Genomic DNA, 20,265 nt, shown 5'->3' on the forward strand with positions numbered 1-20,265 from the left:
GGCCGGCGCGGGCTGTATGACGTCCGGCCGGCGTGCATGCCGGCGGGGTCCGCCGCGGCGCGGCGCCCGGCGTGTCGTGTCAGGCCATCGCGGTGGTGATCGAGTCGAGCGGCCCGACCTCCCACAGCGCCGTCAGCGCCGTGGCGGCCATCACCCGCACGCCCATCGCGATCGCCTTCTCGTCGACGTCGAACGTGCCCTGGTGGATGTCGTACGTCACCCCGTCGGGCGACCGGGTGCCGAGCCGGGCGAACGCCCCCGGGATCGACTCCAGGTACCAGGCGAAGTCCTCGCCCCCGAGCGACTGCTCGGTCGGCACGACCGCGCCCGCGCCCAGCGCCCGCTCGGCCGCCTCCGCCAGCATCTCGACGCTGACCTCGTCGTTGACCACCGGCGGCACGCCGCGCGTGTAGTCCATCGTGGCCTCGACGCCGTAGGCGCCGGCCACCGACTCCAGCAGGGTCTTGATCAGGTCGGGGGCGGCGTGCCAGGCGTTCTCGTCGAGGCAGCGCACCGTGCCCTCGGCCACCCCGTCGTCGGGGATCGCGTTGGCCGCCGAGCCGGCCACGACCTTGCCCCACACCAGGCTCAGCGACGAGCGCGGGTCGACGCGGCGCGACAGGGCCGCGGGCAGCTCGGTGAGGATCTTGGCCAGGGCGAAGACGAGGTCGGCGGTCAGGTGGGGGCGGGCGGTGTGGCCGCCGGGGCCCGTGACCCTGATGACGATCTTGTCGCAGGCCGAGGTGATCGGGCCGGACCTGAGCCCGACCTGCCCCACGTCCACCCGCGGGTCGCAGTGCAGGCCGAAGATGCGGTCCACGCCGCTGATGCCGCCCTGGGCCATGACCTCCAGCGCGCCGCCCGGCAGCTCCTCCGCGGGCTGGAAGATCAGGCGCACCCGGCCCGGCAGCAGCCCCGCGGCCGCCTGCTGGGCCAGGAAGAGCGAGGTGCCGAGCAGGACCGTGGTGTGCACGTCGTGCCCGCAGGCGTGGCAGGAGCCGGCCACGGTCGAGCGATAGGGCACGTCCTTCTCGTCCTGCAGCGGCAGCGCGTCGATGTCGGCCCGCAACGCGACGGTCGGCCCGTCGCCGCTGCCCACGTCGCAGATGAGCCCGGTGCCTCTGGGGAGCACGGAGGGCCGCAGGCCGGCGGCCGTGAGCCGCTCGGCGATCCGCTGTGTCGTGCGATATTCGGCGAAGGCCAGCTCGGGGTGCATGTGCAGGTCGCGGCGGAATGCCACCAGCTCCTGCTCATTCTCCGCCAGGAACGCGTCGAGTTCCCCCCGCAGCTCACGTCCCCGCATATGTCACCGTCCCGTCCTGTGCCGCGCGCCCCGCAAACGTGCGTGGCCATCGCGGCTGCGCTGTAAATACTCTCCATCCCGCGGCGACCACCCGGTCGAACGGCCGCTCGGCGGGCCAAAGACACACCCGCTGGTTTCGGTGCGCGAGATCGTCAGCCCGGGCCCATGCGGTCATCGGTCGCGAGTGCCGCCGCAGCCCGCGAGCACAGCGGTCGGCCGTGAGCCCGATGGCGATGCTTCGACTTTATCGCTCCCGCGCGACTGCGCGCCGACAGATACCCCAAAAGTTAGCCGACGGCAGGCCCGTAACCACCGGAAAGTCGCGCTCCGCACACATACGGCTGATCCGGAAATAGTCACAAGGGATCAGTAGATCGTGACCCGAGGCTGCCAGTTCAAACGTGGTCAGTGATTCCGAATCCTGTCACCTTCTGTCATGGTCATCACACTCTGGCGATTGCTGCATTTGAGAAGAATGCGTGTTTCACTCGCTGTATGATCACTAAAATCCCGTTCGGGGAGAAGTGTGCTGGGTTGAGCATCTTTGAGCCGGGCGAGGGGACCCTGGTGGTCGTGCCCTCGCTCTCCCTTCCGCAGGATGAGCTCCGCCGGATCACGGGAGCCAGGTCCTACGAGGAGCGCTTGCTGTTCCTGCTGCTCACGCTGCGCGAGCCCGGGGTCAAGGTGGTCTACCTCTCCTCCGCGCCGGTCGATCCCGACATCGTCGACTACTACTTCGCCTTCCTGCCCGACCCGGACGACGCCGCCAAGCGGCTGACCCTGATCAGCCTCGACGACCCCTGGTCCCAGCCGTTGACCAGGACCCTGCTCGACCGTCCCGACGTCCTGGAGCAGTTACGTTCGGCGATCGACGGCGACGCCTGGATGGTGCCGTTCGTGCTCAGCGAGCTGGAGGAGGAGCTGGCCGCGCTCCTCGGCGTCCCGCTCTACGGGCCCGCCACGTCCCTGTCCTATTACGGCTCCAAGAGCGGGTCGCGGGAGGTGGGCCACGAGGCCGGCGTGCCGATGGCGCGCGGCTTCGCCGACGTCCGCTCGGTGCTCCAGGTCGAGGAGGCCATGGAGGCCCTGCCCGGCGAGCGGGTGATCGTCAAGCTGAACGACGGCTACTCCGGGCTCGGCAACGCCGTCGTCACGAAGGCCGACAGGTCGCTGACCAGCTTCTCCGCCGAGGGCGAGACCTGGGGCAGCTTCACCGCCAAGCTCCGCGAGCGCGGCGGCGTGGTCGAGGAGTTCATCGAGCATCGCCCGCTCTACCACCCCAGCGCGCTCGTCCAGGTCACGCCCGGCGGCGACGCCCGGGTGCTGGCCACGCACGACCAGGTGCTCGGCGGCCCCAACGGGCACGTCTACCAGGGCTGCACGTTCCCCGCGGCGCCCGAGTACCGCGCCGAGGTGGGCGACTCCGCCATCAGGATCGCGCGGGTGCTGGCCGAGCGGGGCGTGATCGGGCTGTTCGGGATGGACTTCTTCGCCCTCAAGGCCGACGCCGGGTACGCGGCGCTGCTGTGCGAGATCAACCTGCGCATCGGCGGCACCACGCACCCGTTCGGCGCCGCCGTGCTGACGACGGGGGCGAAATACGATTCGGCCACCGGTCTGCTCATGTCCGAAAACCGGCCCAAGTACTACACCGCGACCGACAACTGCGCCTCCGCCTGCCTCCGGGGGCGTACTCCGGGTGACGTGATGCGGACGGCGGAGCGGCTCGGCATCGGCTTCGACGCGGCACGCCGTACCGGGAACGTCTTCCACCTGCTCGGGGCCATCCCCGAGCACGGCAAGCTGGGCTTCACCTCGATCGGCGACTCCCGCGAGGAGGCCGACGAGCTGCACGCGCTCACCCGCCGCCTGCTCTGCGGCCCCTGACCCGCGCCCCCTCACGCCCTTCGGCCGGCGCCCCCTCACGCCCTTCGGCCGGCGCCGCCTCACGACCGCTCAGCCGGCGCTCCCCGTACGACCGCCTCAGCCGGCGCTCCCCTTGCGGCCCTTGGCGGCTGAGAAACCGCGCCAGCCGATGACCCCCAGCACGACGCCGAGGATGACGTTCACCACGATCAGGATGCCGTGCACCACGTAGAAGCTGGTCGGATGGCCGTCGGCCAAGTTAAACCCCAGGTTCACCCACTCGAAGATCATGAACGCGCCCAGGATGATGAGGAATCCGGCGATCTTTCGTGACACATGTACCTCTCTAGCATCGAACGTGGATCTTCGGGGGATGTGTCGCCACATGTGCATTAACACGGAGCTACGCTGAGACCGCCATGTGGACGAAACTCGTGCCGGTCACGGCACTCATCGCCGCGGTCTCGCTCACCGGCGGCACCGCACACGCCGCACCGACGACACCGGTGGGAGGCGAGGCGCTGGGCAGCCGCGGCCTGGTCGCGCCCGAAGGCGTGAAGAAGCCGCCCAAGAGCAAGGCTACTTCGTACGTCATCGCGGACGTCGACACGGGTGAGGTGCTGGCGGCCAAGGACGCCCACGGGCGCTACCTGCCGGCCAGCACGCTCAAGACGCTGACCGCGCTCACCCTGATCCCCAAGCTCGACAAGAACCGCAAGATCCGGCCCAGCCACAACGCCTGCAACCAGGAGGGCAGCGCGGTCGGCCTGTCGCCGAAGGTCTCCTACAAGATCGACGACCTGTTCAAGGCGCTGATGATGTCGTCCGGCAACGACGCCGCCATGGCGCTGGCCGAGACGAACGGCGGCGTGGCCAAGACCATGCTCGACATGAACGCCGAGGCCAAGCGGCTGCAGGCGTACGACACGGTCGCCAAGACGCCCAGCGGCCTGGACCAGCCGGGGCAGAGCAGCTCGGCGTACGACCTGGCGCTGATCGCCCGCGCCGGGCTGGCCAACCCCGACTTCCGCCGCTACATCAGCACGAAGACCGCCAAGTTCCCCGCGCCCAAGGGGCACTACGAGATCAGCAACCACAACAAGCTGCTCTGGCGCTACGAGGGCACGGTCGGCGTCAAGAACGGCTGGACGTCGAAGGCCCGGGCCAGCTTCGTCGGCGCGGCCACCCGTGGCGGGCACACGATCGTGGTGAGCATCATGCGGCACGAGGGCTACTTCTGGGAGGAGGTGGCCGACCTGCTGAACTGGGGCTTCTCCGTACGGGGCAAGGCCGCCCCGGTCGGGCGGCTGGTGGACCCGCTGCCCGCCACGGCGCAGGCCGCCCCGCACCAGCCGGGCGCCGCGCCCGCCGCCACGAGCGCGCCGGGAGCAGGAAGCTCGCCCGGCGTCTCGGTCACGCCGGCCGCGCAACCGCCGCTGCTGGACTCGGCCGCCGCCAAGCAGACCGACTCCACCAAGACGGTCGGCTCGCTGGTGATCGGCGGGGGCCTGCTGTTCGGGCTGCTCTGGCTGGGCTACGGCATCCGCCGCAAACGCGGCCGCTCACGCCTCTGACGCTCTGACCGCCCGCGTCCGGCCCGCACCCGCCTGATCGCGCACCCGCTGCGCGTACGCGCGTCGCACCCGCTGCGCGTACGCGCGTCGCATCCGCTGCGCGGTCACGCGTCCGGCCGCCCGGGGGCGTGGGCCGGACGGGGCGCCGGGCCCGTGCCCGCCGGGCCGTTCACCTCCCCGGCCGGGATCGGGGACGGGGACGGCGGCGGGCAGAGCCCCGAGGTGGCCGTCCAGGCGGCCACGAAGAGCACGAGCCGGGCCGAGAAGTTCATCCAGACCAGCAGCCCGGCGATGACGGCGAACGTCCCGTAGACCGGGTTGCCCAGCGTGGTGGCCAGCAGCAGGGTCGCGACCTGCTTGAGCACCCCGAACGTGATCGCGCCCAGCAGCGCCCCCTTGGCGATCACCCGGAGCGGCTGGGTCGGCCGCGCCACCCAGCCGAGCAGGATCATGAACAGCAGCCAGTCGGCCCCCACGCTCGCCGCCACCCCCGCCACCCTGAACCCGAGGCCGGCCAGCGCGGACTGGCTGCCGAGCAGGAAGTGCATGACCTTGTCGGTGGCGGTCGTGGCGAACCCGGCGACCAGCACCGAGCTGATCGCCGTGACGCCGAGCAGGAGCAGCGAGGCCAGGTCGCGCAGCTTGCCGACGAAGAAGTTGAGCGGCGGCGTGGTGGTCATCGACATCTCGCGCAGCGCCCCGCGCAGCGCGTCGAGCGCGCCGAGCCCGGCGTAGAGCAGGCCGAGCAGGCCGATGATGCCGGCGGTCTCCTTGGCCCTGGCGATGACCTTGAGGTTGAGCTGCTCCGCGATGCCGGGCAGCCGCTCGGCGATCGCCTGCTCCAGGGCGCTGCGGGTCGGCTCGCTGGTCGCCACCGCGAACCCGAGCACGGCGTAGCCGAGGGCCACCAGCGGGAAGAAGGACAGGAACGCGAAGTAGGTGACCGCGCCGGCCAGCCGGTCGCCGTACTGGAGCTGGTAGCGCTGCCCCGCCCGGATGAGGTGGTCGAGCGACAGCCTGCGGACCCGCCAGGAGTCCAGCTTGCCGCGCCACCAGGACTTCACCGACTCCACGCGCTGCGTCAGGCTCGTCATCTCACCCTCTTCTCCCGGGAACCCCCTACCCCGGGCCGGGGGCGACGATCATCCTCCGGCCCGCCCTGGCCCCGCCACCGCCGGAGCGACACAACGGGTATCGGTGGGCATACCGCCGATACCGGGCCTGGCCTGCCCCTGAGCAGGGCGGAAACCATGGCAGGCGCACATCGGGAGCCCTAGCCTGTGGGAGTTGGGACCGATCCAGGAGGCGCCACGCCCATGGCCGAAATCAGCACCGGGCAGATGGTCAGGCTCCAGCGCGAACGACGTGGCATGAGCACCACCGCGCTGGCCACGCAGTCCGGCTGCACCACCAGGCACATCGAGCTGATCGAGCACGGCAAACGAACCCCCTCGCTGCCCCTGCTGCGAGAGATCGCCAAAGTGCTCGGCGTACGCACGGCGGTGCTGTTAGGAGAGACCCCGCGCGACTCCCACGAGCCCAGCAGGCCGCAGATCAGCGACATCGAGCGGGCCCTGTTCACCAGCCGCTCCCTGGGGCCCGACATCGAGCCGCCCGACGCCGCGCAGCTCGGCGAGCGCGTTGCGGCCGCCCGCAACGCCTGGTTCACCTCCACGCGCCGCTACTCGATCCTCATGGCCGCGCTGCCGTCCCTGGTCACCGACGCCGAGCGGCTGGCCCTGGAGCACACGCCGCAGTCGTACAACGTGGCGACCGACGCGTACCTGCTGGCCAGGGGGGTGCTGAAGCATCTGCGGCGGGTGGACCTGGCGCACCTGGCGGCCGACCGGGCGATGCGCTTCGCCGAGGAGTCGGGCGACCCGCTGATGGTCGCGTGGGCGTACTGGAACCTGGGGCAGTCGATGCTGTCCGACGACATGCACCAGATCGCGTACGACGTCGCGCGGCGCGGCATCGAGCTGTTCGAACCGCACGCCGGCGACGGCGACGAGCGCCACATCAAGGCGCTCGGCGCGCTGCACCTGCTCGCCGCGATCGGTGAGGCCCGCATGGGCGAGGACGACGCGGCCAGGGAGCGCGTGCGCGGCCCCGCGGCGCGCCTGGCCGCGCGGGTCGAGGACGCCTCCGCCGTCTACGACCAGGCCTTCTTCGGCCCCACGAACGTCGCCATCCACATGGCCAGCATCGAGAACGACGTCGGCCGTCCCGAGGCGGTGCTGCACGTGGCCGACGACATCGACCTGCGGCGCACGCCGTCCATCGAGCGGCGCGCCACCCATCTCGGCGACGTCGCCCGCGCCTGCGAGGACCTGGGCGACGACGCCGCCAGCCTGCTCCATCTCCTGCGGATCGAGCGGGAATGCCCCGAGGAGCTCGACCACAAGCTGCTGCTGAGAGAGATGGTCCGGTCGCTGGCGCGGCGGGCGCGGCCGTCCTGGGCGTCGGAGGTGCGTCATCTCGCCGAGCGGCACGACATCCCCATCTGAAACGCCTTCCCTTTCGCGAACTCAGAGTTCGCCCGATGCGAACGGGGAGATCCTGCGCCGGAGTTCGTCACGGTCAGGTATGGCGATGCCACTCTGCGTCCCATGACCAGAGCGCCCAGTGCTGATTTCGTCATGGAACGCCTCCAGCAGGAGGCGACGCGCGAGTTCCCCGGATGGTCCTTCCACAGGGACCATTCCGGGTGGACCGCCGTTCGCGACGAGACCCGGGTCACCAGACCCAGCCTGGCCGCCCTCCGTGCCCTCCTGCGCGTGCACCGGGCGGCCCGGAGAGCCTGACCGTCGGGCCCGCCTCCACGGGCCCGAAGGCCGGGCGGTCGACGCGGGCGCGGCCCCCACGCCCGCGCCGCCCCCTCCCCCTCCTCCCCTCCTCCTCCCTCCGCCCCTCCTCTCCTCCGCCCCGGCGGTTTGCGCGGTCCTGTGCCGGTGTGGTGCATTGGACAGGTGATCGCCGGGGCCTTGCGCGAACGACTGCCGCGCCCGGGCCGGGCCGGGGCCCCGTGGCGCCTCTCCCCCGGGCCGGCCGGCGCCGTGCCCGTCGTGGTGGTGCTCGCGGCGGAGCTCGGCCTGGCCCACTGGGGCCTGGGCGTCAAGGTGGTCCTGCTCGCCCTGGCCGGCGCCGCCCTGATGCCGCTGCGCCGCCGCCACCCCGTCGTCGTGGCGGTGCTCGTCACGCTCCTCTACGCGGCGGGCACCCGGCCGCCGGAGTACGACGCCCCGGTCAGCGCGATGCTGATCGCCCTCTACAGCGTGGGCCGGCACGCCCCGGGCCGGGTCTCGCTCGTGGTGGGCGCGCTGTCCGTGCCCGCCGGCGTGCTGCTCGCCGGCCTCTCCCTGACCGGGCCGATGCCCGCGGTGCTGGCCGTCGTGCTGACGCCCGCGCTCCCGGTGGCGGCCGGTCACATCGTCCGCCTGCGCGTGGAGCTGGCCCACCGCCGCGAGCAGCTCGCCGCCGAGATCGCGGTACGCGAGGAGCGCCGCCGCATCGCCCGCGAGCTGCACGACGTCATCGCCCACCACGTCAGCGTGATCGGCCTCTACATGGGCGTGGCCAGGCGCACGATCCCGATCGACCCCGAACGCGCCCGCGACACGCTGCTCACCGGCGAGGACACCGCCCGCCGGGCGATGGCCGAGATGCGCCACCTGCTCGACGTGCTGCGCGCCGACGGGGAGCCCGTGGCCGACCAGTCGGGCGCGGGGGTGGCGCGGCTGCCCGCGCTGGTCGCGGAGTCCGGCGACGCCGCGCTGGAGGTCGAGGGGACGGCCGTGGAGCTGCCGACGACCGTGGACCACGCGGTCTACCGCATCGTGCAGGAGTCGCTCACCAACACCCGCAAGCACGCGGCGGGGGCCCGGTCGCGGGTGCGGCTGGCGTACCGGCCCGGGCTGGTCGAGGTGGAGGTGAGCGACGACGGCCGCACCCGCCCCGGCGCCGCCGGGACGGTGGCCGGTGGGACGGTGGCCGGTGGGGCGGTGGCCGGTGGGGTCAGGGCCGGGGCCGGGGCGGGAGGCGTCGGGATGGGGCTGGGGCTGGCGGGGATGGCCGAGCGGGTGTCGTTGTGCGGGGGCGAGCTGCGCGCCGGGCCCGCGCCTGAGGGAGGCTTCGTGGTGCACGCCCGTATCCCGCTGCCGGAGGCGAAGTGATCAAGGTACTGCTCGTGGACGACCACGCCATCGTCCGCACCGGGCTGCGGCTGCTGCTGGAGACCGCGCCGGGCCTGACCACGGCGGGCGAGGCGGCCGACGGGCTGGAGGCGGTGCGGCAGTGCCACGCGCTGCGGCCCGACGTGGTGCTGATGGACCTCTACCTGCCGGAGCTGGACGGCGTGGCGGCGACCGCGCGCATCACCGGGGAGCTGCCCGAGGTCAAGGTGCTCGCGCTGAGCACGTTCGACCTGGAGGAGCACGTGGTGGCGGCGCTGCGGGCGGGCGCGTCGGGGTTCCTGCCCAAGGACTCCACCCCCGAGGACCTCATCGACGGCATCAGGACCGTGCACAGGGGCGAGGCGGCGGTCGCGCCCCGGCTGCTGGTCGGCCTGATCGAGACGTTCGTGCGGCCGGCCCGCCCGCGCGCGGCCCCGTCCCTGGCGGAGCTGCCCGCGCTGACCGAGCGCGAGCGGCAGGTGCTGGAGCTCATCGCGCGCGGGTTGTCGAACACGCAGATCGCCGGCGAGCTGGGCCTGTCGGTCTCGACGGTGAAGAACCGGGTGAGCGACCTGTTCGGCAAGCTCGCCGTACGCGACCGCGCCCAGGCCGTCATCGCCGCCTACGAGGCCGGCCTGGTCACCCCCGGCACGCCGTGAGCAAGGGGAACCGGCCGCCCCCGCCACGGGACCGGCCGGTCATCCCGGGCACCCGCGAGCATCGGGGACCGGCCGCCCGGCTACGGGGCCGGGCTGGTGAGGCCCGGCGGGCCGTGGCGGAGCGCGGCGCCCGCGACGACGTCCGCCACCCGGCCGTCGCTCAGGACGAGCACGGTGTCGGCCAGGGTGGCGGCCTGCGCGTCGTGGGTGACCATGATGACCGTCTGCCCCAGGGTGTCCACGACGAGGCGCAGCATGGCCAGGATCTCCCGTCCGGCCGCGCTGTCCAGGTTGCCCGTCGGCTCGTCGGCGAAGACGACGTCGGGCCCGGCCACCAGCGCCCGGCAGATGGCCACCCGCTGCTGCTGGCCGCCGGACAGCTCGTGCGGGCGCCGGTCCACGTGCCCGGCGATGCCGGTCCTGGCGATCAGCTCCGCCACCCGCCCCGGCTCGGCCCTGCGGCCCGCCAGCCGCAGCGGCAGCTCGATGTTCTCCCTGGCGGTCAGCGCGGGCAGCAGGTTGTAGGACTGGAAGACGAACCCGATCCGCTCCCCGCGCAGGGCGGCCAGCTCGTTCTCCCCGAGCGCCGCCAGGTCGCGCCCGCCCACGCTGACCGCGCCCGAGGTGGGCCGCACCAGCCCGGCGGCGCACTGCAGCAGCGTGGTCTTGCCCGATCCCGACCGTCCCATGACCGCGGTGAACGAGCCGCGGGCGAAGTCGTGGGTGACGTCCTTGAGCGCGTGCACGGGGGACGGGCCCGTGCCGTAGACCTTGCCGACCTGGTTCAGCCGTACCGCGGGTTCGGTCATGCCAGACCCTGCCTTTCCTGGTTGCGCATGGCGGCCCGTACGGCGAGCAGCGAGCCGGCCAGTGCGGCCAGGAGCGCGCCGCCGCCGAGGGAGGCCAGCCAGTCGAAGGGGATGAAGGAGGCCAGGGCCGCCGGGCCGCCCGGCTCGCTGACGGCGTGCACCAGCGTGGTCCAGACGGTGGCCGCCAGGGCCAGGAGGAGGACGGGGAGCACGGTGAGCAGGCTCTCCCAGCAGATCATGCGGGCGATCTGGGCGCGGCGCAGGCCCAGCCGGCGCATGCCGGTGAACTCGCGGCCGCGGTCCAGCAGCGCCAGGCAGAGGCCGTTGACGGCCGCCACCAGGCCGAACAGCGCCACGAGCACGGAGACGTAGGGCAGGGCGCGGTTGCGCGCGGCGTGCTCGCGGGCGGTGTGCCAGACGTAGTCCCGCTTGGTCAGCGCCAGGGGGGTGGGGCGGGCGAGCGCGCCGCGTACGTACACCTTCTGGTACGGCCCCCGCCCCAGCCGCGCCGCGCCGTCGCCGACGGTGGTCACCAGCATGGACGCCAGCTCCGGCGTGTCCGGGTAGATGCCGGTCACCGTGCGCAGGTCGTCCTCGCGGGCCCCCGGCAGGCGCACGCGCAGCCGCGAGCCGACCTGGGCGCCGCTCCTGCCCGCCAGCGACGCGTCGAGCGCGACCTCGCCCGCGCCGGGCGCGTGCGGCAGCGCCAGGTCCAGGACCCGGGTGACGTCGCCGGTGGCCACCGTGAGGTCCGTGGGCCTGCCGTTCAGCGTGGCCGGCATGGAGCGCACGCCGACCGCGCGCTCCTGGGCCCCGCGCCGCACCTCCTCCGACAGGCCGGCGGCCGGGTGCGCGGGCAGCAGCACGTGGTCGGCGCGCACCTCCCTGGCCGCCCACGCCGCCGCGCGCCAGTCGTAGAAGAGCTGGGTGCCGACGACCACGCCGACCAGCGTCATGCCGAGCGCGATCGCCCCGACCGCGCCGGCGAACCGGCGGTGGTTGAAGATCACGTTGGCGGTGGCGAGGAAGCCGCCCACCGGGGACACGCGGCCGATCACGGCGCGTACCAGCCGGCCCGCGCTCAGCACGACCCACGGCGCGACCAGCCCGGCGGCGGCCACGACCAGGGCGATCATGAGGAACTGCGCGGCCATCGTCCCGACGGGCCCGCCGAAGTCCGTCACGCGCCCGAGCAGCAGCGCGGTGAGCGCGGCGGCCACGGCCAGCAGCGCCAGCCCGCTCAGCAGCCTGGCCCGGCCGGCGCGCCGGCCCTCCTGCGGGGCCTCGCCGAGCGCGTCGCCCGGCCGGACGCGCAGCGCCCGCGCCACCGCCATGAGGCTCGCCGCCAGCGCGACGGCCAGGGTGAACGCGAGCGTCCACGCCATGGGCGCCGGGCGGTAGCCGAGCTCGAACGCCGCGCCCAGGTTGCCGAAGTCACGGAACCGGCCGGCCACCACGGGGGCGGCCAGCATGCCCAGCGGGAGGCCGATCGCCGTGGCGAGCGCCGACAGCAGCAGCCCCTCGGCGAGCAGCATGCGGCGGATCTGCCGGGGGCGGGCGCCGAGGGCGCGCAGGACCGCGATCTCCATGCCGCGCCGCCGTACCGACAGGCCCTGGGCGGCGGCCACCATACCGGTCGCGACCAGCGCCGTCATCGCCAGCAGGAACCACAGGCCGGTCTGCGGGCCGGCGGGCGTGCCCTCCTCCAGACCGCGCGCCGCGCCGGTGGCCAGGCGCACCCCGGCGCTCTCGTACGGCGCCACGACCCGCGACACCGCCGCGGCCAGCGCCGCCGTCCCGACCCCCGGCCGGGGGAAGACTCCGAGCGCGTCGCCGCCCGTGCCGCGGCCGGCCAGCGTGGCGGCGTGGTCGTCGGCGAAGAACAGCGCCGTCTGGTGACGCGGCTCCGCCGCCGCCGTCGCCACGCCCACGACCAGGCAGGTCCGTACGACGCCGGCCACCTCCAGCGCGACGCGGTCGCCCACGCCGGCCCCCGCCAGGCGCGCGTCCACGACCACCTCGCCCGCGCCCCGTGGCGGCCGGCCCGCGCTCAGGCGGAAGGGCGTCAGCACCGCGCTCGACCAGCCGTGCCCCCAGACCGGGCCGTCCGCGTCGACGCCGCCGACGGCGAACGTCAGCTCGGGCACCGCCGCGCCCACCTCCGGCAGCGCGCGCACGGCCGTGACCAGCTCGGGGGGGATCGCCCCCGCGACCATGCCGGTGCCGACGACCAGGGGCACGCCGGCATACCGCTCGACGGGGGCCTGCCGGGCGTTCGCCGAATCGATGACGAACCAGAGCGCGCTGACCATCGTGGCCGCGACGACCAGGCTGACGAGCGCGCCCGCCACACTGCCCGGATGCCTGCGCACCGTCCGCCACGCCATCCACACCACCGTGCCGCCTCCCTCCGTGACCTGCCCTTCCAGCCTGCTGGCCGCGGCGGGGCCGATCATCGGCCGCCGGGACGATCTCCGGGCGGTACCGGGGTCCCTGTCGCGGGGGTGCCCGGGTCCCGCCCGGCTCCGGCGTGGGTCCGGGTGCGGATGCGGTGGCGGGTCCGGGGCCGGGTGCGGTGGCGGGGCCGGGTGCGGTGGCGGCTTGCGGCTGCTACGGCGGCGGGGGTTGGTGCCGGGCACGGAAAAGGGCCGGTCGCGCCGGGTGATCGGCGTGACCGGCCCCTCGTGGCCAGGAAGGCTAGAGCTTGGGCAGGAAGCCCACCCGCTCGCGCACGACGGCCATGGTCTCCCTGGCCACCGCCGCCGCGCGCTCGGCCCCGATGGCCAGCAGGCGGTCGAGCTCGGTCTCGTCGGACAGCAGCTTCTCCGTGCGCTCCCTGATCGGCGAGAACGTCTCGACCACGGCCTCCGCGACGTCCTTCTTGAACGTGCCGTAGCCCTGGCCCTCGTAGCGGGCGACCAGCTCGGGAATGGGCGTGCCGGTCAGCGCCGCCTGGATGCGCAGCAGGTTGGAGATGCCCGGCTTGTTGGTCTCGTCGAAGAGCACCTCGGAGCCCGTGTCGGTGACCGCGCGCATGATCTTCTTGCGCAGCGGCCCCGGCTGCTCCAGGACGTCGAGGATGCCCTGCGGGCTGGAGGACGACTTGGACATCTTCGCCGTCGGGTCCTGGAGGTCGGTGATCTTCTCGACCTCCTTGGGGATGAACGGCTCGGGCATCGTGAACGTGTCGCCGAAGCGGTGGTTGAAGCGCTGGGCGAGGTCGCGCGTCAGCTCCAGGTGCTGCTTCTGGTCGGCCCCGACGGGCACCTGGTCGGCCTGGTAGAGCAGGATGTCGGCGGCCATCAGCATCGGGTAGGTGAACAGGCCGACGCCGGCCGCGCTCTCCCCGTATTTCGCCGCCTTGTCCTTGAACTGCGTCATCCTGGCCGCCTCGCCCATGCCGGTGAGGCAGAGGAGGATCCACGTCAGCTCCGTGTGCTCGCGCACGTGCGACTGCACGAAGACGGTGGAGCGCTCCGGGTCGAGGCCGCAGGCGAACAGCTGCGCGGCGGCCACGCGGGTGCGGGCGCGCAGCTGGGCGGGCTCGGGGCTCACGGTCAGCGCGTGGAGATCGACCACACAGTAGAAGGCGTCGTGGGTCTCCTGCATGGGGACCCACTGGCGCAACGCACCCAGGTAGTTGCCCAGGTGGAAGGAGTCCGCGGTGGGCTGGATGCCGGAGAATACACGAGGTCTGGCCATAGCAGGCAATTGTGTCAGGAATCCTGGTCGGGGAGCGACTCGGCGGCCGGTCGGCGTTTCACCCGCACCCGCGCGATGCGGCGGCCGTCCAGCTCGGTGACGGCCAGCTCGAAGCCGGAGAACTCCACCCGCTCCCCGACCGCCGGCACGTGCCCCAGCATGGCCATGACGAAGCCCGCCAGCGTCTCGTACGGGCCGTCCGGCAGGCGGATGCCGGTCTCGGTGGCGAAGTCGTTGAGGTTCGTCAGGCCGTCGATCTCGATCTCGCCCGCGGGCAGGATGACGACGTCCTCCTCGACGTCGTACTCGTCCCTGATGTCGCCGATCAGCTCCTCGACCAGGTCCTCCATGGTGACGATGCCGGCGGTGCCGCCGTACTCGTCCACCACGATCGCCAGGTGCTGGCCCTCGTCGCGCATCTCGTTCAGGGTGCTGAGCAGGCGTTTGGAGGCGGGCACGAACTTGGCGGTCCTGATCGGCACCACGGCGCTGATCGGCTCGGCGCGCCCGATCAGCTCGGGGTCGAGCAGGTCGCGGACGTGCACGAAGCCGATCACCTCGTCGTAGGTCTCCCGGTAGACCGGGAAGCGCGAGTGCGGGAGCGTGGCGGCCAGGCGGGCGGCTTCGTTCAGCGGGGTGTCGGCCTCCATGAACTCGACCTCCGTACGCGGCAGCATCACCTCCCTGAGCTGCCGTTTGCCGGCGGCGAACACCTCGGCGATGAGCTTGCGCTCGTCGGCCGTCAGGTCGGTGTGGCCCACCACCATGTCGCGCAGCTCCTCGGTGGTGACCTCCTCCCTGTCGGCCTTCGGGTTGCCGCCGAGCAGCCTGACCACGCCGTCGGTGGACTTGGACAGCATCCAGATGATCGGCCGCGACAGGGCCGCGATGCGGTCCAGGAACGGCGCCACGAACAGCGACAGCCCCTCGGCCCGCTGCAGCGCCAGCCGCTTGGGCGCCAGCTCCCCGAGCACCAGCGACACATACGAGATCGCCAGCGTCACCAGCACCAGCGACAGCACGGGCGCCACGGCGGCCGGCACCCGCCAGCCCTCCAGCACGGGCGAGAACTGCGCGGCGAGCCGGTCGGCGCCGAACGCGGCCGACAACATGGTGGCCACGGTCACGCCGATCTGCACGGCGGACAGGAACCTGTTGGGGTCTCTGGCCAGCTTGGCCACGCGCTCGCCCCGCCGGCCGCGCTGCGAGAGCTTGCGGACCTGGCTGTCGCGCAGGGAGACCATCGCGATCTCGGCGGCGGCGAAGAAGCCGCCGATCAGAATGAACAGCAGGACCAGGGCGATGTTGGCCGCGACGGTGTCAAACATTGTGGTTGGCAGCGTACTCGTCGGGTTTCCCGCGTATGCTGAACCCCAAGCCTTACAAAATCAAACATATTTGAACAGGAGTGCACATGAGGCTACTGGTCACCGGTGGCGCCGGGTACATCGGCAGCGTCGTCGCCGCCCAGCTCGTCGAGGCGGGGCACGACGTGACCGTCCTCGACGACCTGTCGACCGGGCACGAGGACGCCGTCCCCGAGGGCGCCCGCTTCGTGCGCGCCGACATCACCGAGGCCGGGCAGGCGCTGGCCGGCGTGGAGGCGGTGCTGCACTTCGCGGCCAGGTCGCTGGTGGGCGAGTCGGTGCAGCAGCCGGGGCGCTACTGGGACAACAACCTGGGCGGGACGCTGGGGCTGCTCGACGCCATGCGGGACCACGGCGTGGACCGGATCGTGTTCTCCTCGACGGCGGCCACGTACGGGGAGCCGGAGCGCTCGCCGATCGAGGAGGGCGACCCGACGCGCCCGACCAACCCCTACGGCGCCTCCAAGCTGGCCGTGGACACCGCGCTGAGCGCCTACGCCCGCCAGCGCGGGCTGGGCGCGGTGAGCCTGCGGTACTTCAACGTGGCCGGCGCCTACGGCCGCTACCGCGAGCGGCACGCCGTCGAGACCCACCTCATCCCCAACGTGCTGAAGGTGGCGACCGGCGAGCGGGCGTCGGTGAGCGTGTTCGGCACCGACTACCCCACGCCCGACGGCACCTGCGTGCGCGACTACATCCACGTCGCCGACCTGGCCAAGGCCCACCTGCTCGCGCTGGACGCGACCACGCCGGGCGAGCACCGGATCTACAACCTGGGCAACGGCACCGGGTTCTCCGTGCAGGAGGTGATCTCGGTCTGCCGCGAGGTGACCGGGCACGAGATCCCCGCCGTCGTCGAAGGCCGGCGGGCGGGCGACCCGGCCGTGCTCGTCGCCTCGTCCGCCAAGATCCAGCGGGAGCTGGGGTGGAAGGCCGAGCGCGCGTCGCTGCGCGACATCGTTTCGGACGCCTGGGGAGCGCTTTCTGGCGAATGAGCCATGCGCGGCGCGAATATGTGCTGTGATACCGAAATGTGAGGAGCTTTTCACCAAGGGTCACGAAGCTGGTCTTCTGCGCCCTCGTCGTGATGGCCAGCCTCCTGGCCGCGGCCGGCGTGGTCTTCGCGACCCCGGCGCCCGCCCCGGTCACCCGGCCCACGTCCTGCCCGGAGGCGAGCAGCCCGGAGGCGCCCGGCCCAGACGCGCACCTCCCGGGGACGCCTCAGGAGGAGTGACGGCGGGCCGCGCCGGGAAAGCGAAACGCGCGCTCCCGCAGCCGGGAGCGCGCGTCGTTCGAGCTCGGGTCAGATCAGGCCCAGGTCCTTGACCGCCTGGCGCTCCTCCTCCAGCTCGCGCACGCTGGCGTCGATGCGCTCGCGCGAGAAGGCGTCGATCTCGAGGCCCTGGATGATCTCGAACTTGCCGCCCGCCGCGCGTACGGGGAACGACGAGATGAGGCCCTCCGGCACGCCGTAGGAGCCGTCGGAGACCACGGCCGCGGAGGTCCAGTCGGTGCCGTTGACCCAGTCGTGGACGTGGTCGATCGCGGCGTTGGCGGCCGAGGCGGCCGAAGAGGCGCCGCGGGCCTCGATGATGGCGGCGCCGCGCTTGGCGACCGTCGGGATGAACGTGCCGCTCAGCCACTCGGACTCGACCTGCTCGGCCGCGACCTTGCCCCCGACCTCGGCGTGGAACAGGTCAGGGTACTGCGTGGCGGAGTGGTTGCCCCAGATCGTCATCTTCTTGATCTCGGTGACCGGGACCTGGAGCTTGGCGGCGAGCTGGGACAGCGCGCGGTTGTGGTCGAGCCTGGTCATCGCGGTGAAGCGGTCGGCCGGCACGTCGGGCGCGTTCTGCTGGGCGATGAGCGCGTTGGTGTTGGCCGGGTTGCCCACGACCAGGACCTTGATGTCATCGGCGGCGTGGTCGTTGATCGCCTTGCCCTGCGGGCCGAAGATGCCGCCGTTGGCGCCGAGCAGGTCGCCGCGCTCCATGCCGGCCTTGCGCGGCATGGCGCCGACCAGCAGCGCGACGTTGGCCCCGGCGAAGGCGACGTTGGGGTCGTCGGTGATCTCGATGCCCGACAGCAGCGGGAAGGCGCAGTCGTCCAGCTCCATCGCGGTGCCCTCGGCCGCCTTCACCGCCGCCGGGATCTCCAGCAGGCTGAGCTTGACCGGAACATCGGCGCCGAGCAGCTGCCCCGACGCGATACGGAACAGCAAAGCGTAGCCGATCTGGCCGGCGGCTCCGGTGACGGTCACCTTGACGGGCACAGTGGCTGACGACGCCATGGCCTTCCCCTAACTCCCAGCAAGAATCGTTGACGCCTGGGATGTTACCCGCTCGTCATCAGCAGGTTTCCATCGCGGGCACTTTCAGCTCCTCCTCGAAGTCCACCTTTCCGAAGTGCCTGGTCATGAGCTCCGCGACGAAGCCCTTGGCGTACAGGTCGGCGATCACGCCCGACACCGCCTTGCAGGTCTTCACGTCGCCGGCCTTGATGCCCACCGCGTAGCGCTCGTTGGTGAGCTTGGCGCCGAGCACCTTGTAACGCATGTGCTCGCGGGCCGCGAACCCGGCCAGGATCAGGTCGTCGCCGGGCACCGCGTCCACCTTGCCGTTCCTGAGCAGGTCCATGCAGGCGGCGTAGTCGCCGGCCACGACCGGCTTGACCGCCACCCGGTCCTGGACCAGGCCGACGGACGGGCTGTTGGGCGCGCAGATCCGCTTGCCCTTCAGGTCGCCGAGCTCGTCGATGCCCGTGCCCGCGCGCACCAGCACGTCCTGGTGCGCCAGGTAGTACGGCCCCGCGAACGTCACCTTGCTCCTGTCCACCGAGTACGTGGCCACGACCAGGTCGACCTTGCCCTCCGCCAGGGCGTCGTCGCGGTCGTCCCTGCTGACCCGGACGAGCGTCGTCCGCTCGGCCCCCAGCTCCGCCGCGATCCGCCTGGCGATGTCGACGTCGAAGCCCTGGAAGTCGTCGCCGTTCTGCAGCCCGACGCCCGGCAGGTCGCCCTTGACGCCGATCACGATCTTCCCGGTGCTCGCCACCCTGTCCACCACCGTGGACAGCGCGGCGGGCGGGCTCTTCTCCGAGCCCGGGCCGGCCCCGTCGCCGAAGGGCAGGCCCTGCCAGCCGTTCTTCACTAACAGCGCCACGGCCGCGGCGGCGACCAGGGCGAGCGAGGTGGCCAGCGCCAGCCACACCTTGGCCCGCCTGCGCCTTCCGGCGGGCTCGTGCTCCGGGTACGGCGCCCCATCCCCTGCGGCCGGCACCGGCCCGCTCCCCGGCCCGGTCGCCACCCCGTGCGGCCCCGTGGAACCGTGGGCCCCCATGGACCCGTGCTGCCCCGTCGACCCCTGCGGCCCCGTGGACCCGTGCTGCCCCGTCGACCCCTGCGGCCCCGTGGACCCGTGCGGCCCCGCCGGGGCGGGCGGGGTCGTCACGGCCTGCCGGCCGAGCGTGTGCTGACGGTCCTGCCGCCCCTGCCCGGTGTTCCCGTGCCGGCTCTGCCCGGTGTTCCCGTGCTGCCCCTGGCCCGTGGTCCCGGGCTGCTCCTGGTCCGTGGTCCGATACTGTTCCGGCCCGGTCACGTCCGGAGCCGGCCCCGTGCCAGGGGCGGCGCTCGTACCGGACCCGGCTGCCCCGCCCGAAGCGGCGGGGGCGGGGCCTGAGGCCGGCGCGGCAGCCGGGCCCGTGGCGCCGGGCCGGGGCGACGCGCCGGGGCCCGTCCTGGCCTGCTGGCCGGTGAGCGACCTGGGCGAGACGCGGAGGAACGGCGTGGTGTCCTCGTCGCCGGCCACCTGCACGCCCTTGGTGAGCACCGCCGTGGAGGCCCCCACCGCCGACGACTGCCCCAGCAGCCGCAGCAGGATCTGGTCGGCGGAGGGCCGCTCGGCCGGCGACTTGGCCAGCGCCTCGCGCACCACCCCGCGCAGCGGCTCCTCCATCATGTCGACGTCGACCTCGTGGTTGAGGATGCGGTTGAGCACCGTCGCGATGGACTTGCCCTCGAAGGCCACCTTCCCGGTGGCCGCGAAGGAGATGGTGGCCCCCCACGAGAACACGTCGGTGTAGGGCCCGATCTCGTCGCCGGCGATCTGCTCGGGCGCCATGTAGGCGGGGGTGCCGATGGCGCGGCTGGTGATCGTGCCGGTGGAGTCGATGATGCGGGCGATGCCGAAGTCGACCACGCGCGGCCCGTCGGCGGCGATCAGCACGTTGTCGGGCTTGAAGTCGCGGTGCACGATCGAGGCATGGTGGATGGCGGTGAGCGCGGTGGCGGTGCCGATGGCCAGCCGGTGCAGCGCCGTGCCGGTGAGCGGGCCGTCGCTCTCGACGACCTCCCGCAGCGGCCGGCCGTCGATGTACTCGCTGGCGATGTAGGGGGTGTCGCCGTCGAGGTCGGCCTCCATCACCCGGGCCGTGCAGAACGACGCGACCCGCTTGGCCGCCCTCAGCTCTCTGGCGAAGCGGGACCTGGCGATGGTGTCGCCGCTGAACTTGACGTGCAGCAGCTTGATCGCGGCCCGCTCACCGTCGTCGTTGACGCCCAGGTAGACGATGCCCTGGCCACCTTCCCCGATCCGTCCGGACAGCCGGAAGGACCCCAGCTCGCTGGGATCGCCGGCGACCAGCGGCGAGATTTGCGGCATTCGTCATCCCCACGTGTACTGAACCCCATCGACGCAAACTTTACGACGCTCAGCAACTTCACAGGGATCTGTTAAGGCTTGGGCACGTTACGGCTTCGCCTCTTTCCACCTCCCGGACCACGGCTTCGCCTCTCGCCCCCTCCGGAACCACGGCT

The 20,265-nt window shown here is 72.7% G+C and carries 16 protein-coding genes; 7 read left to right on the plus strand and 9 right to left on the minus strand.

Translation table 11 applies throughout. The features are described from left to right. Positions 1–79: 79 nt before the first annotated feature. Complete coding sequence (locus IO39_RS13235) at positions 80–1,303, minus strand: M20 family metallopeptidase (RefSeq protein WP_043621122.1); 1,224 nt, start codon at positions 1,301–1,303, stop codon at positions 80–82. A gap of 534 nt (positions 1,304–1,837) precedes the next feature. Here IO39_RS13235 and IO39_RS13240 point away from each other — a divergent pair. Further along, positions 1,838–3,190 carry a peptide ligase PGM1-related protein gene (locus IO39_RS13240; protein WP_043621125.1) on the plus strand — a complete coding sequence of 451 codons (1,353 nt, stop codon included), beginning with the start codon at positions 1,838–1,840 and terminating at the stop codon, positions 3,188–3,190. A gap of 96 nt (positions 3,191–3,286) precedes the next feature. Here the strand turns inward: IO39_RS13240 and IO39_RS13245 are convergent, their stop codons facing one another. Next, complete coding sequence (locus tag IO39_RS13245) at positions 3,287–3,505, minus strand: SCO4848 family membrane protein (RefSeq protein ID WP_043621128.1); 219 nt, start codon at positions 3,503–3,505, stop codon at positions 3,287–3,289. An 83-nt stretch (positions 3,506–3,588) separates the two neighbouring features. Here IO39_RS13245 and IO39_RS13250 point away from each other — a divergent pair, with 83 nt between their 5' ends. Beyond that, positions 3,589–4,743: a D-alanyl-D-alanine carboxypeptidase family protein gene (locus IO39_RS13250; protein WP_043621131.1), complete on the plus strand. Its 1,155-nt coding sequence runs from the start codon at positions 3,589–3,591 to the stop codon at positions 4,741–4,743. A gap of 104 nt (positions 4,744–4,847) precedes the next feature. On the opposite strand, the gene IO39_RS13255 is transcribed toward IO39_RS13250, so the two are convergent. After that, complete coding sequence (locus tag IO39_RS13255; protein ID WP_052422827.1) at positions 4,848–5,837, minus strand: YihY/virulence factor BrkB family protein; 990 nt, start codon at positions 5,835–5,837, stop codon at positions 4,848–4,850. 222 nt (positions 5,838–6,059) lie between these two features. Here IO39_RS13255 and IO39_RS13260 point away from each other — a divergent pair, with 222 nt between their 5' ends. The 4 genes from IO39_RS13260 (at position 6,060) to IO39_RS13270 (ending at position 9,574) form a co-directional block, all read left to right on the plus strand. Beyond that, positions 6,060–7,250, plus strand: a complete 1,191-nt coding sequence (locus IO39_RS13260) for a helix-turn-helix domain-containing protein (RefSeq protein WP_043621134.1) — start codon at positions 6,060–6,062, stop codon at positions 7,248–7,250. 102 nt (positions 7,251–7,352) lie between these two features. Further along, positions 7,353–7,547 (plus strand): hypothetical protein, encoded by a 195-nt coding sequence (locus tag IO39_RS54320; RefSeq protein ID WP_157548270.1) that lies wholly within the window; start codon positions 7,353–7,355, stop codon positions 7,545–7,547. A gap of 180 nt (positions 7,548–7,727) precedes the next feature. Then, positions 7,728–8,915, plus strand: a complete 1,188-nt coding sequence (locus IO39_RS13265; protein ID WP_052422828.1) for a sensor histidine kinase — start codon at positions 7,728–7,730, stop codon at positions 8,913–8,915. Continuing rightward, positions 8,912–9,574, plus strand: coding sequence for a response regulator (locus IO39_RS13270; RefSeq protein ID WP_043621137.1), 663 nt, complete (start codon positions 8,912–8,914; stop codon positions 9,572–9,574). Before IO39_RS13265 ends, IO39_RS13270 begins: the two co-directional genes overlap by 4 nt. Before the next feature lie 80 nt (positions 9,575–9,654). On the opposite strand, the gene IO39_RS13275 is transcribed toward IO39_RS13270, so the two are convergent. The 4 genes from IO39_RS13275 to IO39_RS13290 all read right to left on the minus strand — a co-directional run bounded on the left by IO39_RS13275 (position 9,655) and on the right by IO39_RS13290 (position 15,413). Then, the gene (locus IO39_RS13275) at positions 9,655–10,383 is read right to left on the minus strand and encodes an ABC transporter ATP-binding protein (RefSeq protein WP_043621141.1); all 729 of its coding nucleotides are present in this window, start codon (positions 10,381–10,383) and stop codon (positions 9,655–9,657) included. Continuing rightward, positions 10,380–12,839, minus strand: a complete 2,460-nt coding sequence (locus IO39_RS13280; protein WP_043621145.1) for an ABC transporter permease — start codon at positions 12,837–12,839, stop codon at positions 10,380–10,382. The genes IO39_RS13275 and IO39_RS13280 overlap by 4 nt, the downstream gene beginning before the upstream one ends. 241 nt (positions 12,840–13,080) lie before the next feature. Next, complete coding sequence (trpS, locus tag IO39_RS13285) at positions 13,081–14,085, minus strand: tryptophan--tRNA ligase (RefSeq protein WP_043621147.1); 1,005 nt, start codon at positions 14,083–14,085, stop codon at positions 13,081–13,083. Positions 14,086–14,099: 14 nt separating this feature from the next. Further along, the gene (locus IO39_RS13290; RefSeq protein ID WP_043621151.1) at positions 14,100–15,413 is read right to left on the minus strand and encodes a hemolysin family protein; all 1,314 of its coding nucleotides are present in this window, start codon (positions 15,411–15,413) and stop codon (positions 14,100–14,102) included. A gap of 86 nt (positions 15,414–15,499) precedes the next feature. Here IO39_RS13290 and galE point away from each other — a divergent pair, with 86 nt between their 5' ends. Beyond that, positions 15,500–16,447 carry a UDP-glucose 4-epimerase GalE gene (gene galE, locus IO39_RS13295; RefSeq protein ID WP_043621154.1) on the plus strand — a complete coding sequence of 316 codons (948 nt, stop codon included), beginning with the start codon at positions 15,500–15,502 and terminating at the stop codon, positions 16,445–16,447. Between the two features lie 308 nt (positions 16,448–16,755). Here galE and IO39_RS13305 read toward each other — a convergent pair whose 3' ends face one another. Both IO39_RS13305 and IO39_RS50580 read right to left on the minus strand, forming a co-directional pair. Beyond that, entirely contained in the window at positions 16,756–17,742 is a 987-nt protein-coding gene (locus IO39_RS13305; RefSeq protein WP_043621158.1) for a malate dehydrogenase, read from the minus strand. A 58-nt stretch (positions 17,743–17,800) separates the two neighbouring features. Then, complete coding sequence (locus IO39_RS50580; protein ID WP_052422829.1) at positions 17,801–20,110, minus strand: protein kinase domain-containing protein; 2,310 nt, start codon at positions 20,108–20,110, stop codon at positions 17,801–17,803. Positions 20,111–20,265 lie beyond the last annotated feature (155 nt).

This window comes from Nonomuraea candida, from assembly GCF_000725485.1.
Taxonomy (GTDB): domain Bacteria; phylum Actinomycetota; class Actinomycetes; order Streptosporangiales; family Streptosporangiaceae; genus Nonomuraea; species Nonomuraea candida.

Coding starts and splice junctions, on each gene's coding strand:
- IO39_RS13235 (WP_043621122.1), bottom strand. CDS start 1,303: ATGCGGGGACGTGAGCTGCGGGGGGAACTCGACGCGTTCCTGGCGGAG.
- IO39_RS13250 (WP_043621131.1), top strand. CDS start 3,589: ATGTGGACGAAACTCGTGCCGGTCACGGCACTCATCGCCGCGGTCTCG.
- IO39_RS13255 (WP_052422827.1), bottom strand. CDS start 5,837: ATGACGAGCCTGACGCAGCGCGTGGAGTCGGTGAAGTCCTGGTGGCGC.
- IO39_RS13260 (WP_043621134.1), top strand. CDS start 6,060: ATGGCCGAAATCAGCACCGGGCAGATGGTCAGGCTCCAGCGCGAACGA.
- IO39_RS54320 (WP_157548270.1), top strand. CDS start 7,353: ATGACCAGAGCGCCCAGTGCTGATTTCGTCATGGAACGCCTCCAGCAG.
- IO39_RS13275 (WP_043621141.1), bottom strand. CDS start 10,383: ATGACCGAACCCGCGGTACGGCTGAACCAGGTCGGCAAGGTCTACGGC.
- IO39_RS13280 (WP_043621145.1), bottom strand. CDS start 12,839: ATGATCGGCCCCGCCGCGGCCAGCAGGCTGGAAGGGCAGGTCACGGAG.
- trpS (WP_043621147.1), bottom strand. CDS start 14,085: ATGGCCAGACCTCGTGTATTCTCCGGCATCCAGCCCACCGCGGACTCC.
- IO39_RS13290 (WP_043621151.1), bottom strand. CDS start 15,413: ATGTTTGACACCGTCGCGGCCAACATCGCCCTGGTCCTGCTGTTCATT.
- galE (WP_043621154.1), top strand. CDS start 15,500: ATGAGGCTACTGGTCACCGGTGGCGCCGGGTACATCGGCAGCGTCGTC.
- IO39_RS13305 (WP_043621158.1), bottom strand. CDS start 17,742: ATGGCGTCGTCAGCCACTGTGCCCGTCAAGGTGACCGTCACCGGAGCC.
- IO39_RS50580 (WP_052422829.1), bottom strand. CDS start 20,110: ATGCCGCAAATCTCGCCGCTGGTCGCCGGCGATCCCAGCGAGCTGGGG.